Origin of the sequence: Flavobacterium sp., assembly GCF_036759525.1 — a bacterium.
Taxonomy (GTDB): domain Bacteria; phylum Bacteroidota; class Bacteroidia; order Flavobacteriales; family Flavobacteriaceae; genus Flavobacterium.
On the sequence record NZ_DAIOUN010000002.1, the window covers coordinates 270,117 to 288,301 of the forward strand.

Genomic DNA, 18,185 nt, shown 5'->3' on the forward strand with positions numbered 1-18,185 from the left:
ATGTATGTTTATTTATTCCCATTCAATGGTAGCAGGCGGTTTTGAGCTGATGTCATAAACAACTCTGTTCACACCTTTTACCTTGTTGATGATTTCATTAGAAATTTTCATCAAAAAATCATACGGTAAATGCACCCAATCAGCGGTCATTCCATCGGTAGATTCAACCGCTCTCAAAGCAACCACTTTTTCGTAGGTTCGCTCATCTCCCATTACCCCTACACTATTCACAGGCAGCAAAATAGCTCCGGCCTGCCAAACCTGATTGTATAAACCGTGTGATTTTAATCCTTCTATGAAAATCGCGTCAACTTCTTGCAAGATACGAACTTTTTCTTTAGTTATATCACCTAAAATACGAATTGATAAACCGGGACCAGGAAAGGGATGTCTGCCCAATAATTCCGGATCAATGCCCAAGGTAGCTCCTACTCTTCTCACTTCATCTTTGAACAACATTCGAAGGGGCTCTACAATTTTTAATTTCATAAAATCGGGTAAACCACCCACATTATGATGCGATTTAATGGTAGCCGATGGTCCTTTTACGGAAACCGATTCTATTACGTCCGGATAAATCGTTCCTTGTGCCAACCATTTCACGTCTTCAATTTGATGGGCTTCATCATCAAAAACTTCTATAAATACACGACCAATAGTCTTTCGTTTGGCTTCCGGTTCTTCAATTCCGGCTAACTGATCTAAAAATCGGTCGGTTGCATCTACACCTTTTACATTTAATCCCATTCCTTTGTATTGATCTAATACATTTTGGAATTCATTTTTACGCAATAAGCCATTATTTACGAAAATACAATACAAATTTTTGCCAATAGCTTTATGCAATAAAACCGCAGCAACGGTAGAATCCACTCCACCCGAAAGTCCTAAAACGACTTTATCGTCTTTAATTTTTTCTTTTAATTCCGCTACAATTTCATCAACAAAAGCATTTGGAGTAAAATTTTGTGGTACTTCGGCAATACGCACCAAAAAATTTTCCAACATTTGTTTTCCGTCGGTAGAATGATAAACTTCCGGATGAAATTGAATGGCATAGGTTTTTTCACCTTCAATTCGATACGCTGCATTTTCAACATCTTTGGTACTGGCTAATCGAACTCCATTTGTTGGTAATTTTTTAATGGTATCCGAATGACTCATCCAAACTTGACTATTGAGAGCCACTTCTTCAAAAAACGGATCATGGTCATCCACAAAACTCAAATTGGCTCTGCCGTATTCCCTTATGTTGGAAGGAGCTACTTCGCCACCGCTAAAATGAGCCAAATATTGAGCTCCATAACAAACAGCAAGCAAAGGCATTTTGCCTCTAATTTGGGATAAATCGGGATGAGGAGCATCATCGGCTCGAACCGAAAAAGGACTACCGGAAAGAATTACCGCTTTAAAAGAAGATAAATCTTCAGGAACATGATTGTAAGGAAAAATTTCGCAGAATATGTTTAATTCTCGAACTCTTCTCGCAATAAGTTGTGTGTATTGCGAACCAAAATCTAAAATAAGTACGTTGTGTTGCATGGGCAAAAATAGGGATATTCTCGGAAAGTGAGAAACGGTTTTCCGGTTAAATTTTAATTAATTTTAAGCACTAAAGTTTACAAATAAGGATTAAATTCCAATTTCAACTTGAAAACGGATGTACCAATTGGTTCGTGAAGTTCCGTTGAAATAAGACAATTCATCTACCGTAAATTCGGATTGTAATTTGAAAGCATGCTCCCAAAAGTATTTGGTTACCCCTACGCTGTATTGCTTGGTGTTGGGTGTAAATGTTTGAATAGCTTTATTTACTTTTTGTGTAGAAAAACGTCCAATTATTTCATAATTAGTTGGAAACAAATAACTCAATTGGTAATCAAATCCTTCTCCCACATAAACAAAGTTGAAATCGTTTACATCTTCAGGATTAAAAGTTAATGGATTATTTGAAGTTCGATTCATGTAGGAACTCATAAAAGCCCATCCATTATATTTAACCATGGCATCCAGTAAAACGGATTCCATATTTCTTTTTTCAAATAAATCAACTCCTAATTGACCTTGGGTTTGACGAGCTTTTACATTTCTATGAAAAGTTCCGGCCAGTAATAACTTTGGTTTTTGTTCCCTTGCAATATCACCCTCAAAATTGGTACCGTCTTTTGAAAATGAACCTAGCGGAAACAATTCCATTCTACCGGTTAAAGCAAATCCATTATCCGGACTTTTAGTTACATTTCTTCCATTTCCCGTACTAACAGCAGTTTTTACATTATAGGAAAACTTTTCTTTTTTTTCATTCAAAAAATAAGTTTGAAACCCGAAATCACGGTCAATATTAAAACGAGCATTATTGATTGTTCTATCAGTCATTTGTAAAGCTCCTGAAGAATTTACCCGTTGTCTGTTTCCCGGTAATTTGGTTTGTCCAAAGGCAAAACTCCAATGTTTGTTGGGTCGATAAAATACAACTGCATCACGAATAATATTAATGTTTTCTCCAAGTTCAATCTCACCAACATCGCCTGGTGCAAAAGATAATTGAATGGCATATAAAAATTTAGGATTTCCCACATAACCATCAAAACGCAATCGCAAACGTCTAACTTGACCTTCAAATGCTTCTTCTTGGTCTTCATTTTTTAAAAAACCCATTCGGTTTTGCATTCGGAATCGAATATTCAATTGAAAAATACTGTCCGGAGATGTTAATCCTAATCCTCTACCATAATTGTAATAAGGCAAAGTGGCCAACTTTAAATCGTTGTCTTTTGTACTGAACTTGATATCCTGAGCAAAAGAAAGTGAGGATATGAGCACAAAAAATAAAAGGCATTTTGGTTTCATCAAAGTAGTTGTGTTTGTTGGGCAAAAGTAAATTAATTTTTGGAATGTAAAAGGAATGAAATTGCATTGTTATCTTTGCCCAAAAATTAAATCATGTCAAACATATATTTAGGATATCACTTTACGGTTGAACCGAAAGAATTGGGAAGCGAAATTTTGGTTGCCGAATTAGGAGAAAAACCCTTTGAAAGTTTTATTGAAACCGAATTTGGTGTAACGGCTTATATTCAAAAAGAACTTTGGACAGCCGATATATTGGAGGATATTTATATTTTGAATTCTCCCGAATTTGTAATCTCATTCCAAATAGAAGAAATTGAACAAGTCAATTGGAATGAAGAATGGGAAAAAAACTTTGAACCGATTGATGTTGATGGTAAATGTCATGTTCGAGCTCCCTTTCATCCTAAAACCGATGCGGAATTTGATATAATCATTGAACCGAAAATGAGTTTTGGAACGGGTCATCATGAAACCACACACATGGTGATTCAACATTTGTTGGAAACCGATTTGGTTGATAAAAAAACCTTAGATATGGGTTGCGGAACCGCTATTTTAGCCATTTTAGCCGAAATGAAAGGAGCCAAACCCATTGATGCGATTGACATTGACAATTGGTGCTACTTGAATTCCATTGAAAATGCAGAACGAAATAACTGCCAACACATTAGCGTTTATGAAGGGGATGCATCGCTATTAATTGATCAAAAATACGATGTAATTATTGCTAATATCAACCGAAATATACTTTTGAACGATATGCATCGCTATGTGAATTGTTTAAATCAAAATGGTTTATTATTTTTGAGTGGTTTTTACCAAGCAGATATACCGGCCATAGACGAATGTTGCCAAAAATTTGGTTTGAAATTGGAAAAAACATTAGAACGCAATAATTGGGTGAGTTTGAAGTATCAGTTGGGATAGTTGGATTTTTAGATTGTCAGATTATTCGAAAATCAAAAAATCGAACAATCAAAAAATCCAGAGTAAACTTTAAATTACAGTATGAGTACGATAGAAAAAATTCAAGAAGAAGTTTTAGTCGAAGAAGCCATTGGCATCAACAACGAAATTGTGCTTTTTAATGACGATGTAAACACTTTTGATCATGTGATTGATACGTTAATTCGTGTTTGTCAACATACAAGCGAACAAGCTGAACAATGTGCAATTATTGTACATTACAAAGGTAAATGCACCGTCAAAACCGGACCGTTTGACGAATTAAAACCGCAATGTACCCAATTGCTCGAGGCCGGATTAAGTGCCGAAATTATTTAAATGGAACAATACGGTAAAATACTCATCATAGCCATGCCGGCATTTCTATTACTCATAGTAATTGAAAAAGCGTATGGTTATTTCAAAGGAAATGATACCGCTCCTTTGATGGATACCGTTTCGAGTCTGAGCTCCGGAATTACCAATGCTGTGAAAGATGTATTGGGCATTAGTGTTTCCATTTTGACCTATGAATGGATGGTGAGTAAAGTGGCAATATTTACCATTGAAAATACAATTCTCACTTACATCATTGCTTTTTTTGTGATTGATTTTTATGGCTATTGGACGCACCGCTGGTCACATCAAATCAATATTTTTTGGAATAAACATGCTATTCATCACAGTAGTGAAGAATTCAATTTGGCATGTGCTTTACGACAATCTATTTCTTCTTTTGTTAATTTGTTTACTTTTTTATTACTTCCGGCAGCCTTTTTAGGCGTTCCGGCAACCGTAATAGCTATTGTTTTGCCTTTGCATTTGTTTTTACAATTTTGGTACCATACCAAACACATTGGCAAAATGGGAATTTTGGAAAAAATCATTGTTACGCCATCTCATCATCGCGTACATCATGCTATAAACAAAGAATATTTGGATAAAAATCACGGACAAATTTTTATTTTTTGGGACAAGTGGTTTGGCACTTTTCAAGAAGAATTACAAGAAGTTCCCGCCGTTTTTGGGATTACAAGACCTGCTCAAACTTGGAATCCCATAAAAATTAATTTTCAGCATTTATGGTTGCTAATCAAAGATGCATGGCATGCCGAAAATTGGAAAGACAAATTTAGAATTTGGTTTATGCCAACCGGTTGGAGACCAGAAGGTTTTGAAGAAAAATATCCGGTTCATAAAATTGAAGATGTGTATGCTTTTGAGAAATACCATCCCAATCATTCCAATTTATTAACTTACTATTCTATTATTCAACTTTTTGTAATCTTAGGATTTGTGAGTTACCTATTTGCCAATGTGGCTTCCATTGGTTTACCAAACATTTTCATATATGGCCTTTTTGTTTTAGTAACTATTTACAGCCTAACTGAATTGATGGATACCAATCCTAATGCTTACTTTTTTGAGTTATTTCGTATGTTTTTGGGCTTTGGTATTCTATATCTTTACGGCGATTGGTTTGGGTTAAACCAACATTTAGTTATAGGAAATTACATTTTGGGATTGTACTTACTCGCTTCATTTTTCATGTCGTATTACTTTTCGAATTATGAATTTCACACTCCTACCCCAATTAAATCCTAATGAAAAGTAAAAAATACACGCAGAGTTTTATAGTATTTTGTTTGCTTTATATGCTTTTATTAATTGGCGATAAAGAAGATATGGCCTGGTGGTTAAAGCCTGTGTTAATCCCAATTCTAATTAGCATTGTATCTGTAAGTGAACCATTTAAAACGCAAAAAACACTTCTCTTGGCCTTATTTTGCTCTTGGATTGGTGATGTTTTATTACTGTTTGCAGATCAAAATGCTTTATTCTTTATATCAGGATTGGTTTCATTTTTAGTCGCACATCTAATCTATATATATCTTTTCCATCAACAAGAAATACAATATAATCGTAAATCATACTTAAAATTTATTCCTATTGTTGCTGTTTATCTTTTAGTTATGCTTTCGTTTTTATGGGATACACTACAGGAAATGAAGATTCCGGTTACAGTTTATGCAATTGTCATTTCCATGATGTTATTTATGAGTATTAAAGCCTTTTTTCAATGGGGAAAACCCAGTAACTTTTGGGTTTTGATTGGAGCCATATTATTTGTCATTTCAGATAGTATTTTGGCTATTAACAAATTCCATTCACCTGTACCCATGAGTTCATTTTGGATTATGAGTACCTATTTAGGAGCCCAATTTTGTATTGTAAATTCAATTTTAAAATACAATAGTAAAATTTTAGCTTAGTTTTCCAATCGCACAACTTACAAAAGACTTGGCTTTTTCTCCCAAAGAATTAGCTTCACCTACTTCGGGATAACCAATCTTCCGAAGTACGTTTTTTATTTCTGAAATCTTTAATTGCATTTCATGTTCAACTAGTACGGTGCTTGTTTCTAAATTTACCTCAATAGAATGCACTCCGTTGAGTTCAGAAATTCTGTTTTTTATGGTAGAGGCACAACCTCCACATTTTAAATTTTGTATTGGAATTGCAGTTTTCATAAAATTAACTTTTACTATACCAAAGATACAAAATAGAAAAACCTACTAAAACAATTTTAGCATTTCGTTTCAAATACATAAAGACCTGTTTCTGATATAATTTGTAAGAGAAAAAACTTTACAAAAAACTATAACGGAATCGAAAACACCTATACATTACCTCAACTTCAAACGTTGTAATGAGTTTTCCTTTCGTAAAACAACTGAAAATCTACCGTTAAATCACAACAATTGCAAGGATTATCATTATTTAGCAAAAAAAATAAATTATGTATAGTTTTTATATAAATAAATTATGTTTTTACAGATTTTTTTATGGATAATTTTACAAAATGATAAACTAACATAAAAAACTCTATTCTATGAAAAAAATTACTTTACTGTGGATACTTATGATATCTACAATTTCAATTAGCCAAAATGCTCCCATAACTTTTGAAAACGGAGAGCCTGGAGCTGCTTGGACATGGACCACTTTTGAGAATGGCAGCAATCCTGCGGTTGAGATCATACCTAATCCAGATCCAAGTGGTGCAAACACCTCTGCTACGGTAGCTAAGTTTACAGCTTTGCAATCGGGACAACCTTTTGCGGGATTTGAAAGTTCTCATGGAGCCGGAATTGGTACGTTTACACTCACATCAGCCAATGCAACCGTACGAATTATGGTTTGGAAATCGGTTATTAGTGATGTAGGTATCAAATTTGCTACTTCAACAAATGCTTCTACTGGTGAAATTAAAGTTGCAAATACCCTAGTTAATCAGTGGGAAGAACTGGTATTTGACTTTTCCAGTAAAATTGGCGAAACCAACGATCAAATAATTATTTTTCCTGACTTTCAAAATGGAAGAACTTCTGACAACATTTGCTTTATAGACAATATCGTATTTGGACCTCCGGTTATTAATCCTTTACTTCCTACTCTTCCTTTAGATTTCGAATCTTCAACCTTAACGTATTCTTTCACAGATTTTGGAGGTGCTGTTACGACCAAAATAGCCAACCCGGATATGAGTGGTTTAAACACATCGGCAAATGTTGCTCGATTAACCAAAAATGTAGGTGCCGAAATTTGGGCGGGTTCTTTTATCGAACTGGGAACCCCTATAGATTTTAGTTCCTCACAAAGTATTAAAATAAAAACTTGGTCTCCTCAATCCGGAATTACTGTAAAATTAAAATTAGAAAATCTGGCTAACCCGGCAATAAATACTGAAGTTGATGTGGTTAACACAGTTGCGGGAGCTTGGGAAGAACTTACTTTTAATTTTCCGGGAATCGTAAATGCAAACAATTACCAAAGAGTGGTTGTTTTCTTTAACTTTGGAGTATCCGGAAACGGAAATTCCTATTATTTTGATTCCATTCAAACCGTTTCTAGTCAAATTGAAGGTGTAACCCTGCCCCTAACTTTTGAATCATCCACTTTAACCTATTCATTCACTGATTTTGGTGGAGCTGTAACCGAAAAAATTGCCAATCCGGATATGTCAGGAATCAACACATCGGGTAATGTAGCCCGATTAACAAAAAATTCAGGTGCCGAAGTTTGGGCGGGATCTTTTATTGAATTAGTAAGTCCGATAGATTTTTCAAACTCTCAAGTCATTAAAGTAAAAACTTGGTCTCCACAATCTGGGATAACCGTTAAGTTAAAGTTAGAAAATTTAGCCAATCCGAATATTAGTACCGAAGTTGATGTAATCAATACGGTTGCAAATGCTTGGGAGGAGCTCACATTTACGTTTCCGGGAATTGTTAATGCAAACAATTACCAAAGAGTGGTTATCTTCTTCAATTTTGGAGTTTCTGGCAACGGTAATTCGTATTATTTTGATGATATCCAAACTGTAGAAAGTGTTGTGGAAGGTGTAACATTACCATTGGATTTTGAATCAACAACGCTTACGTATAACTTTACAAACTTTGGAGGTGCAACAACTCAAAAAATTGCTAATCCGGATGCTAGTGGAATCAACACCTCCGGTAACGTAGCAAGATTAAACAAAAATGCAGGTTCTGAAATTTGGGCAGGTTCATTTATTGAATTATCTCAACCTATTGATTTTAGTTCATCTGAATCTATTAAAATCAAAACTTGGGCTCCTCAATCGGGTCGAATTGTAAAACTCAAACTGGAAAACTTAGCTAATCCTGCAATTAATATTGAAGTTGATGTTGTTAACACCGTTGCCAATCAATGGGAAGAACTTACTTTTAATTTCCCCGGTATTGCAAATGCCAATAACTATCAGAGAGTGGTTGTATTTTTTAATTTTGGTCAAAACGGAACAGGCGAAAACTATTATTTTGATGATATTCAAACCGGAACCAACTTATCATTAGTATCTTACGAGGAAGAAAAAACAATAGTTTATCCCAATCCAACTTCAAGCATTATAAATATTAGGTCAGAATTTATTCCTGATGAAATAGCAATTTACAATCTAAGTGGTCAATTGATAAAATCTGTAATACCAACAGAGCAAGAAAGTCAAATAAATATTGACCAATTAAATGCAGGAGTTTACATAATTCAAACTCGCAATCAAAATTCATTCAAATCCATTCGTTTCATAAAATTATAATGCACTAGTTTATCATTTTGAAAAGCACGTTTTTTTTAAAACGTGCTTTTTTTGGGTTATCATTTTTCACTTTTAAGGTTTAATCGTATCTTTAGTTTCTTAAACTCAAAAAACAACCTTTGAAACGTTACATTTCACTCTGGATTTTGACCATTTGCTTCGGGTCCTTTGGACAAGAACTACCTCCAATTATGAAATTTTCTCCAACTACATACAAAGCTGGAAATCAAAATTGGATGATTAGTCAAGACAAAAACAAGTTCTTATTTTTTGCAAACAATGAAGGATTGTTAGAACATAATGGAACCGATTGGTTGCTATACCCTACACCTAATGAAACGATAATTCGTTCTGTCAAAATAATCCAAGATAAAATATATACCGGTTGTTACATGGATTTTGGCTATTGGAAACGAGCAAGCAATGGTATCTTGGAATACACCTCTTTAACCCCAAAAATAAAAAGTAAAATCCTTGATGACGAACAATTTTGGAATATCTTGGAATTTGGCAAGTGGGTCGTTTTTCAATCTTTAAATCAAATTTTCATTTACGATACGCAAACTGAAAATTTTCAAATTGTAAATCCCAAAAATCCTATTTTTAAAGCTTATGTTGTTGGTAAATCTATTTACTTTCAAACAGTATCAAACGGTCTTTTTGAGATTGAAAATGGAAAAAGTAAACTGATTTCCAAGGAAAGTTTTTTTATTCAGAACAAAATTGTCGCTTTATTTAAAAAAGGTAATTCACTTTTAATGGTTACCCAATTTAATGGCATTTATGAATACAAAGACAAAAGTGTTCAAAAATGGATTACAGATTCTGACTCTAACTTGAATGAAAGTAGCATATATTGTGCCCAAAAAAGCAGTACAAATGGAATAATATTAGGAACCGTTTCAAATGGAATTTTTATAATTGATTCTAATGGAAAAACACAATATCACATTACCCAAAACAAAGGAATAAGTAACAACACTGCTCTATCACTGTTTGAAGATGGTGAACAAAACCTTTGGGTAGGACTAGATAATGGAATCAATTGCATCAACCTAGCTTCACCCATTAGAAGCTACTCTGATGAAACCGGGATATTAGGAACAGTATACTGCTCGGCACTCTTCCAAAACAACCTTTATATTGGTACCAATCAAGGTTTGTTTTTTAAAAGAACTGGAGAGGACAATTTTCAATTCATAGCAGGAACCAAAGGTCAAGTTTGGTCATTGTTTGTTTATGATAACACATTACTATGCGGTCACGATGCCGGAACATTTCTAATAGAAAACAATAAAGCCTTTCCCATTTTTAACGAATCTGGGACCTGGAAATTTGAAGCCAAACCTGAAAACCCAAATCAAATTGTTCAAGGAAATTACTACGGATTATCACTTTTGGAACGAATAAATGGCCGTTGGATTTTTAAGAATAAAATCAATGGATTTGATTATTCCAGCAAATATTTTGAATGGCTATCTAAAAATGAAATACTCGTAAGTCACGAATACAAAGGAATTTTTAAACTAAAACTCAATCCGGAAAATTCCAAAGTGATTCAATTTGAAACCTTTAAATCTCCAAAAAAAGGCAAAAATGCAGGATTAACTAAGTACAACAATAAAATCTACTATTGCAATAAAGAGGGATTCTATGTTTTTAATTCGTCTAAAAATTCGTTTTCCCGAGATGCAAAACTGAGTAAAATAACAGAAAACAATGAATATATTTCAGGTAAATTAATGCCCGATAATTCAAACCGCTTATGGTTTTTCTCTAGAAATTACATCAACTATTTTTCGTATGGTAAATTAACTCCCGAATTAGAACATTATGCAATTCCAATACCTTCCAGCCTAACCAACTCTATGTTAGGCTATGAAAACATAACACAATTGTCAGACTCACAATATTTGATAGGAACAACCGATGGATATTATAGTATTAATATTGATGAATTAATCTTTAATAATTATTTGGTTCACCTTACCAATATTTCTACAAACAAACAAAACGAATCGCTCATTAGTATTCCATTAGCTACTGATGGAAATTTTAAATTTGATGAAAACAATATTACTTTTTCCTATACCGTTCCGGAATACAACAAATACATTATGGCAGAATTTCAGTATTTGTTAAAGGGGGTTCAAAACGAATGGAGTGAATGGAGTGGAAAATCTACAGTAAATTTTAAAAACTTACAGCCGGGTACCTACACTTTTTCTGTTCGAGCAAAAATTGGAAATTCTATTACAGAAAATACAGAGAAATACACTTTTACAATTCTCAAACCTTGGTATCTTACCAATACCGCATTGGTAATTTACACCATTCTTCTCTTAATAATGGCTTATTTTATCAATAAAGCTTATCAAAAATACTATTACAAACAGCAAGAAAAATTAATTGAAGAAAACAACAGACTTTTAGAAATAAAAGAGTTAGAGACGGAACAAGAGTTGATGCGAATTAAAAACCAACAACTTGAACAGGATTTTGAAAACAAGAATAAAGAACTAGCGGCTTCAACAATGAGCTTAATTAAAAAGAATGAATTGTTGGCAATGATTAAAGATGATTTGAAAAATTCTGAAAGTGGTAGTAAAAGCTTAAAATCAGTTATATCTACCATAAACAAAAACATCAATGAAGAAGATACTTGGAATGTTTTTGTGGATGCCTTTAACAACGCTGATAAGGATTTTCTTAAAAAAATAAAGAACGCTCATCCTTCACTTACTCCAAACGATTTGAGACTTACTGCCTATTTAAGATTGAATTTATCTTCCAAAGAAATTGCTCCCTTACTTAACATTTCGGTTCGTAGTGTGGAAATAAAAAGGTACCGTTTGAGAAAAAAAATGGACTTACCTCACGAAAAAGGACTTGTTGAGTACATTTTATCTATATAAGCCTATACAAAAACAACAAAAAGACCTCAACATCACCTCAACAAAAACGTTGTAATTGCAAGTAAATCCTAATTTTTTACTAAAAAATAAGATTTCCTTAACACTATGAATACTGCATTATATAGGGTCTTCTTTTACGAAAAGTAAAATAAAATTAAGTTTTTTTTACGATGTATATTTTTTGTTGTAGTCCATTTTTGAATCTTTTCAAACTATAATTTTAATTTTAGAATTCACAAAATAACATCTATATGAAGTCTAATTTATTTGTCACAGCGTTCCTTCTTTTCGCTTCTTTGTGTTGGTCACAAGAATATGATATAAGTGGAATAGTAACTGATGCTTCCGGCCTAGGCCTTCCGGGAGTAAACATAGTTGTAAAAGGCTCTACCAAGGGAACCTCATCTGATTTTGATGGAAAATTTGAACTCAACAAAGTACCAAACGGTTCCACACTTGTTTTTAGCTCCATAGGATACACATCTGTGGAATACAAAGTAACAAAAACAGAAAAAATTACTATTACATTACAAGAAGACACAAAATCTCTTGATGAAGTTGTAGTAATTGGATATGGTACTCAAAAACGCAAAGAGGTTACCGGTGCTGTGTCTGTTGTAGATGCTAAAACCTTAGACGCTCTTAAACCTATAAAAGTAGAGCAAGCACTTCAAGGAACCGTTGCCGGGGTTAACGTAACTACACGTTCCGGAGCTCCTGGTGCTGATTTAGACATACGTATTAGAGGTATTGCTACCAATGGCGAAAATAGACCTACAGTAATTATTGACGGATACGTTGGAGAATTAGGTTTATTGAACCCAAACGACATTGAAACTATTACCATTCTAAAAGACGCTCAAGCCGCAATATACGGTACAATAGGTGCCAATGGTATTGTATTAATTACAACCAAATCAGGAAAAAGAAATGCCAAAGCCTCTTTTGTTTACAATACTTACATGGGATTCCAAGAAACCAGCAGAGAACTTCCTCTCTTAAATGCAACAGAATATGCATTGTTGTTGAATGAAAGTTATGCAAATGGGGGTCAGCCTTTACCCTACCCAAATGTAACCGGATTAGGCCAAGGTACCAATTGGCAAAGAGAAGTATTCTCTAGAGGGGTTCCGGTTACCAATCACGATTTTACCGTTTCGGGAGGATCAGAAAAAATGAATTATTCGTTGAGTGGTTCACACTTGGATCAAGAAGGTATCGTAGGTCAGAATAAATCCGGATTTTTAAGAAATACAGCCCGTTTGGCTTTGGGTGCAGATTTGACTGACAAGTTAAAACTTCAAACCAATATTATCTATACCTATTTTAATAGAAAAACACTTAATGAAAATGGTTTAGGTTCTGTTTTATTTAATGCCTTAAATACACCGGCCACGTTAACTCCTTTTGATAGTAACGGCGATTTTACTTTGGTACCTAGTACCGCGGGCTTAGGAAACGAAATTATTAACCCTTTGGCTCAAATTGCTAATACGTACAACAATTTTGATTTCAAAAAATTAAACGGTACCGTTGGTTTGGATTACAAATTAACTACCGATTTTAAACTATCCGGAAGAATAGGTTTCAACACCTCAAACAGCAGAGGAAAAAGTTTTGCAAAACAAGTAAATTATGGTGGAAAAGTTTTTGATGTTGTAAGAAGTAGTGTTACTCAAAGCAATGTAAATGATAATGACTATTCTTTTGATTTGTATGGAACCTATGCCAAAGTTTTGAATGAAAAACACAATATAGTTGCAACTGCAGGAACTACCATTTTCAAACAATGGGGTAACGGACTTTTTGCAACCGGTTTTGATGTTCCAAACAACTCATGGCAATTTGCAGATATATCTTTAACAACCGGAATTGTAGATATTAAGCCCAATTCTTCTTACGAGTACGACGAAAGAAGATTGTCATATTTTGGAAGACTTCAATACGATTATGCCGGAAAATATTTATTTTCTGCCATAATTAGAAGAGATGCATCAACCAAATTTGGCCCGGATAACAGAGTGGGTTACTTTCCTTCATTTACAGCTGGATGGAATATTTCTGATGAAAACTTTTTCCCTAAAACCGAAAAGTTTAATGCTCTGAAATTACGTTTAAGTTATGGAACTGTAGGAAATGACCAAATTCCAAATAATGGTTACCTTTCACTATTAACCGGAGAAGCTACCTATGTTTTTGACGGTTCAATCGTAAATGGTACAGCTATCGGACAATTGCCAAACCCAAATTTGAAATGGGAAGAAGCTCAAAAATTTGATATTGGTTTAGATGCTAAATTCTTTAATGATAAACTAGAAGTAGTAACCGATTACTTTATTGATACTCGTAAAGATTTATTAATACCCAATATACCGGTATCCGGAATTACCGGAGTAACGGCTCCGGGTGGTGCTGCTCCTACTATCAATGCCGGAACAGTTCGTAATAGTGGTTTTGAATTAGCTTTAACCTACAAAGATCAATTATCCGAAAAAGCCAGTTTCTCTATCGGATACAACGTAACTTTCTTAAAAAACAAAGTTTTAGAAGTAAATAATGGAACACAGTTTATTGAAGGCGGTGCATTTGGTGTAGGACAACCCGCACCATCACGTATGGAAGTAGGAATGCCTATCGGTTATTTCTTTGGCTACAAAACAGACGGTTTATTCCAAAATCAAGCCGAAGTTGATGCACACCCCTCTCAAGTAGCTTTGGGAGCTAATGCGGTACCGGGTGATATTCGGTTTGTAGATATTAACGGAGATGGTGTAATTGATACACGTGACCGAACTAACATTGGTGATCCAATTCCGGATGCAGTAATGGGTTTTAATGTTCAATTTAACTATGGTAATTTTGATTTCTCAGCCTACACATTCGCTTCTGTTGGAAATGATATGGTTCGAAACTACGAAAGAACACTTTCTGATGCTAACCGTTTGAATTATGTACTTGATAGATGGACCGGAGAAGGTACCAGCAACACAGTGCCTAGAGTTACAACCGGTGCTACTAGTAATAATGTATTCTCTGATTATTTTGTAGAAGATGCCTCTTACATTCGGATCCAAAATATTCAATTGGGTTATTCCATTCCAAGCTCTGTCCTAGGTAAAACCGGTCTAACCAAAGTACGTATGTATGCTGCGGTAAATAATTTGTACACTTTTACAAAATATAGAGGTTTTGATCCCGGTGCTTCAAGTGGAGCCCCAATTGGTGGCGGAATTGACTTTGGATTCTACCCCGTTCCCAGAATGTATATGTTAGGCTTAAATGTTAACTTCTAAAAATCCAAGAAAATGAAAAATAAAATAATACTACCGTTAATGATACTAGGATTTTTGATGAATTCAACATCCTGTAGCGATGATTTTGTAGATAGAACTCCAGAATATTCTATTGATTCCGAAAACTATTTCAACTCCGAAACCGATTATTACAATGCTCTAGTAGCAGCCTATGATTTGCTACAAAGTACTTATTTAAATGCTATGTTGGGTGAAATTGCCTCTGATAATACCCTATGTGGTGGTGAAAACCCTACAGATGTTATTGGATTCCAACAAATTGATGATATGATTCATACGCCTGTTAATTCCAATTTAAGAGATTTATGGGGTTGGATGTTTGCCGGTGTAAATAGAGCTAGTTATATTCTCGAATTCAAAGATAAAACTGATTTTCCTGGAAAAAATCAAATCATTGCCGAAGCCAGATTCCTAAGAGCTTACTATCACTTTGAATTGGTTAAATGGTTTGGAGGAATTCCGCTCAAAGGTGATGCTCGTTTCAAAATTGGAGATGAAAAAGTAATTCCCAGATCTTCTGTAGCTGATGTTTATGCATCTATTGAAGCCGATTTACAATTTGCGGTTGATAATTTAAGTGTAACGGCTCCTCAAGTGGGAAGAGCAACAAAAGGTGCCGCACAGGCTCTACTTGGAAAAGTGTATTTGTATCAAAATAAATTCAATCTTGCGGCTACCACTTTAGACAATTTAATTCAAGTTACCGGTGGATATTCTTTAATTCAAAACTACAGTACTCTCTTTGAATTTTCTCAAGAAAATGGTCCGGAATCTGTTTTTGAGGTGCAATATACCGATGTTGAAGGTGCCGGATTTGGTTGCCTACAATGTAGTGAAGGAAATGTTGCCGTTGGTTTTAACGGAATCAGAAACTATAGCGGACCACTATTTTCATCCGGATTTAGTTTTAATGTTCCAACAGCAGAGGCTTATAATGCCTATTCTGCCGGAGATTTACGAAGAGATATTGCAATTTTAAACATTGAAACTTGGGCAGCACAAACCGGAGCTACTTATGGTACCGGAAATGAGCATACGGGGTTCTTTAATAGAAAATATTTACCTCGAGTTCGTAGCAGTCAAGCCGCTGGCGATTTAAATCTAACCAATCCCAATAATTACAGAGCCATTCGCTATGCCGATGTATTACTAATGGCTGCAGAAGCATTTAACAGAGGAGGTATAGATGATTCTAAAGCTCGCTTTTACTTAAATGAAGTGAGAAGACGTGCCTTTGGAAACTCAAACAACGACATAACAGCTAGTGGAGCTGCACTAACCGATGCTATTTGGGCCGAAAGAAGATTAGAACTAATGGGTGAAGGGCATCGCTTCTTTGACTTGGTAAGAACAGGTAAAGCAGCACAAACCATTCCGGGATTCATAGCAAACAAACATGAAGTCTTCCCTATTCCGATTGAAGAAATACAATTTTCAAACGGAAATTGGTCTCAAAATCCAAATTATTAAAAAATTACACTATGAAAAAAATAATTTCTTTATTCAGTTTAATTGCGTTAGTACTCGTGTACTCCTGCTCATCTGACGATTACAGCGATGCATTTCTTGATGATGTTTCTGCACCTAGTAATCTAAGTGCCTTATTCACAATTACGCAAAACAATTCCGGATTGGTAACCATTAGACCAAACGGAACCGGTGCAACGATTTATAAAATCTACTTTGGTGACGGAACTCAAAATCCCGGGCAAGTATCACCCGGGCAAGCTATTACACACACCTATGCCGAAGGTAACTATACCGTACGGATTGTGGGTGTTGGGATTACCGGTTTAGAAACAGAAATAACTCAAAATCTAACCGTAACTTTTGTAGCCCCCGAAAATTTGAGTGTGAACATCAGTCCTGAAATTGGAAATGCTTACAAAATTAACCTAACGGCAACTGCTGACTTTGAAACCTATTTTGAGGTATTTTTTGGTGAAAATCCAAATGAAACTCCAATTCAATTTAACGAAGGTCAAACGGTTTCACATACCTATCAAACGATTGGTACGTATCAAGTTCGAGTTGTAGCCTATAGTGGTGGTGCCGCTACTACAGAATCCGTTCAAAATGTAACCATTTTTGACCCGTTACTCTTACCCGTAACTTTTGAATCGCCAACTTTAAATTATAACTTTATCAGTTTTGGTGGAGCTTTCTCAACAGTAGTAAATAATCCGGACATTGGGGCAAACAATACAAGTGCTCGAGTAGGTAGATTAACCAAATCTGCAGGTTCAGAAGTTTGGGCTGGTTCGCTTTTGGTTTTAGATGCTCCAATAAACTTTAGTTCACAACAAAAAATTAGCGTTAAAACTTGGTCTCCAGTTGCCGGGGCAACCGTAAAACTGAAGTTAGAAAATGCAAGTAATCCCAATATAAATGTAGAGGTAGATCAAGTTACTACAGTTGCCAATACATGGGAAACTTTAATTTTTAATTTTGATGGCATCAACAATGCAAATAATTATCAAACGGTTGTTTTGTTTTTTGACTTTGGAAACAATGGAAATGGTGCCAATTATTACTTTGATGATATCATGTTAACAGATGGACAAGAAGAATTAAAACTACCATTAACATTTGAAAATTCGAACTTAAATTATTCGTTTCTAAATTTTGGTGGAGCAAATACCGAAGTAATCAACAACCCAAGTCAAACGGGAATAAATACCAGTGCCAAAGTGGGTAGATTGGTAAAAAACAGTGGATCAGAGGTTTGGGCAGGCTCTTTCATCGAATTGGATGTTCCAATTGATTTTTCATCTTTACAAAAAATAAAAATGAAAACTTGGGCACCTCAATCGGGAATTGTAGTTCTTATGAAACTCGAAAACTTAAATAATCCTTCCATAAACGTTGAAGTTCCGGTAACCAACACCGTAGCCAATTCATGGGAAGAATTAACTTTTGATTTTACCGGTATTAACAATGCCAATCAATACCAAAGAGTAGTGGTATTCTTCGCTTTCGGAACCTCTGGAACAGGTGCTTCTTATTACTTTGACGACATTCAACTAACAAATTAAT

General features: G+C 34.7%; 12 protein-coding genes. 9 read left to right on the plus strand and 3 right to left on the minus strand.

Going from position 1 to position 18,185, the window contains the following annotated elements; genetic code table 11:
- Positions 1–12 precede the first annotated feature (12 nt).
- Both guaA and V7M80_RS02990 read right to left on the minus strand, forming a co-directional pair.
- Positions 13–1,542, minus strand: coding sequence for a glutamine-hydrolyzing GMP synthase (gene guaA / locus V7M80_RS02985; RefSeq protein ID WP_333693929.1), 1,530 nt, complete (start codon positions 1,540–1,542; stop codon positions 13–15).
- Positions 1,543–1,632: 90 nt separating this feature from the next.
- Positions 1,633–2,850, minus strand: coding sequence for a porin (locus V7M80_RS02990; protein WP_333693931.1), 1,218 nt, complete (start codon positions 2,848–2,850; stop codon positions 1,633–1,635).
- 93 nt (positions 2,851–2,943) lie between these two features.
- On the opposite strand from V7M80_RS02990, the gene prmA reads away from it, so the two are divergent.
- The 4 genes from prmA (at position 2,944) to V7M80_RS03010 (ending at position 6,071) form a co-directional block, all read left to right on the plus strand.
- Positions 2,944–3,780 carry a 50S ribosomal protein L11 methyltransferase gene (prmA, locus tag V7M80_RS02995; protein WP_333693933.1) on the plus strand — a complete coding sequence of 279 codons (837 nt, stop codon included), beginning with the start codon at positions 2,944–2,946 and terminating at the stop codon, positions 3,778–3,780.
- 81 nt (positions 3,781–3,861) lie between these two features.
- On the plus strand, positions 3,862–4,137 hold the full coding sequence (locus V7M80_RS03000) for an ATP-dependent Clp protease adaptor ClpS (protein ID WP_333693935.1): 276 nt from the start codon (positions 3,862–3,864) through the stop codon (positions 4,135–4,137).
- Positions 4,138–5,403, plus strand: a complete 1,266-nt coding sequence (locus V7M80_RS03005) for a sterol desaturase family protein (protein ID WP_333693937.1) — start codon at positions 4,138–4,140, stop codon at positions 5,401–5,403.
- Positions 5,403–6,071, plus strand: coding sequence for a lysoplasmalogenase (locus V7M80_RS03010; RefSeq protein WP_333693939.1), 669 nt, complete (start codon positions 5,403–5,405; stop codon positions 6,069–6,071). The genes V7M80_RS03005 and V7M80_RS03010 overlap by 1 nt, the downstream gene beginning before the upstream one ends.
- On the opposite strand, the gene V7M80_RS03015 is transcribed toward V7M80_RS03010, so the two are convergent.
- The gene (locus tag V7M80_RS03015) at positions 6,063–6,329 is read right to left on the minus strand and encodes a heavy-metal-associated domain-containing protein (protein WP_333693941.1); all 267 of its coding nucleotides are present in this window, start codon (positions 6,327–6,329) and stop codon (positions 6,063–6,065) included. The genes V7M80_RS03010 and V7M80_RS03015 overlap by 9 nt on opposite strands.
- A 362-nt stretch (positions 6,330–6,691) precedes the next feature.
- Here V7M80_RS03015 and V7M80_RS03020 point away from each other — a divergent pair, with 362 nt between their 5' ends.
- From V7M80_RS03020 to V7M80_RS03040, 5 genes are all read left to right on the plus strand, one after another.
- Positions 6,692–8,920, plus strand: a complete 2,229-nt coding sequence (locus V7M80_RS03020; RefSeq protein ID WP_333693942.1) for a T9SS type A sorting domain-containing protein — start codon at positions 6,692–6,694, stop codon at positions 8,918–8,920.
- A 191-nt stretch (positions 8,921–9,111) separates the two neighbouring features.
- The gene (locus V7M80_RS03025; protein ID WP_333693944.1) at positions 9,112–11,835 is read left to right on the plus strand and encodes a triple tyrosine motif-containing protein; all 2,724 of its coding nucleotides are present in this window, start codon (positions 9,112–9,114) and stop codon (positions 11,833–11,835) included.
- Positions 11,836–12,086: 251 nt separating this feature from the next.
- Complete coding sequence (locus tag V7M80_RS03030) at positions 12,087–15,128, plus strand: SusC/RagA family TonB-linked outer membrane protein (RefSeq protein ID WP_333693945.1); 3,042 nt, start codon at positions 12,087–12,089, stop codon at positions 15,126–15,128.
- Between the two features lie 12 nt (positions 15,129–15,140).
- A complete protein-coding gene (locus V7M80_RS03035) occupies positions 15,141–16,619 on the plus strand; it encodes a RagB/SusD family nutrient uptake outer membrane protein (RefSeq protein ID WP_333693947.1) in 1,479 nt (492 codons plus the stop codon).
- 11 nt (positions 16,620–16,630) lie between these two features.
- A complete protein-coding gene (locus V7M80_RS03040; protein WP_333693949.1) occupies positions 16,631–18,184 on the plus strand; it encodes a hypothetical protein in 1,554 nt (517 codons plus the stop codon).
- Position 18,185: the final 1 nt, after the last annotated feature.

What these genes read in the sequence shown, in the direction of transcription:
- V7M80_RS02990 (WP_333693931.1), bottom strand. Translation starts at nt 2,850, where the DNA reads ATGAAACCAAAATGCCTTTTATTTTTTGTGCTCATATCCTCACTTTCT.
- V7M80_RS03025 (WP_333693944.1), top strand. Translation starts at nt 9,112, where the DNA reads ATGAAATTTTCTCCAACTACATACAAAGCTGGAAATCAAAATTGGATG.
- guaA (WP_333693929.1), bottom strand. Translation starts at nt 1,542, where the DNA reads ATGCAACACAACGTACTTATTTTAGATTTTGGTTCGCAATACACACAA.
- V7M80_RS03000 (WP_333693935.1), top strand. Translation starts at nt 3,862, where the DNA reads ATGAGTACGATAGAAAAAATTCAAGAAGAAGTTTTAGTCGAAGAAGCC.
- V7M80_RS03040 (WP_333693949.1), top strand. Translation starts at nt 16,631, where the DNA reads ATGAAAAAAATAATTTCTTTATTCAGTTTAATTGCGTTAGTACTCGTG.
- prmA (WP_333693933.1), top strand. Translation starts at nt 2,944, where the DNA reads ATGTCAAACATATATTTAGGATATCACTTTACGGTTGAACCGAAAGAA.
- V7M80_RS03030 (WP_333693945.1), top strand. Translation starts at nt 12,087, where the DNA reads ATGAAGTCTAATTTATTTGTCACAGCGTTCCTTCTTTTCGCTTCTTTG.
- V7M80_RS03035 (WP_333693947.1), top strand. Translation starts at nt 15,141, where the DNA reads ATGAAAAATAAAATAATACTACCGTTAATGATACTAGGATTTTTGATG.
- V7M80_RS03015 (WP_333693941.1), bottom strand. Translation starts at nt 6,329, where the DNA reads ATGAAAACTGCAATTCCAATACAAAATTTAAAATGTGGAGGTTGTGCC.
- V7M80_RS03020 (WP_333693942.1), top strand. Translation starts at nt 6,692, where the DNA reads ATGAAAAAAATTACTTTACTGTGGATACTTATGATATCTACAATTTCA.
- V7M80_RS03010 (WP_333693939.1), top strand. Translation starts at nt 5,403, where the DNA reads ATGAAAAGTAAAAAATACACGCAGAGTTTTATAGTATTTTGTTTGCTT.
- V7M80_RS03005 (WP_333693937.1), top strand. Translation starts at nt 4,138, where the DNA reads ATGGAACAATACGGTAAAATACTCATCATAGCCATGCCGGCATTTCTA.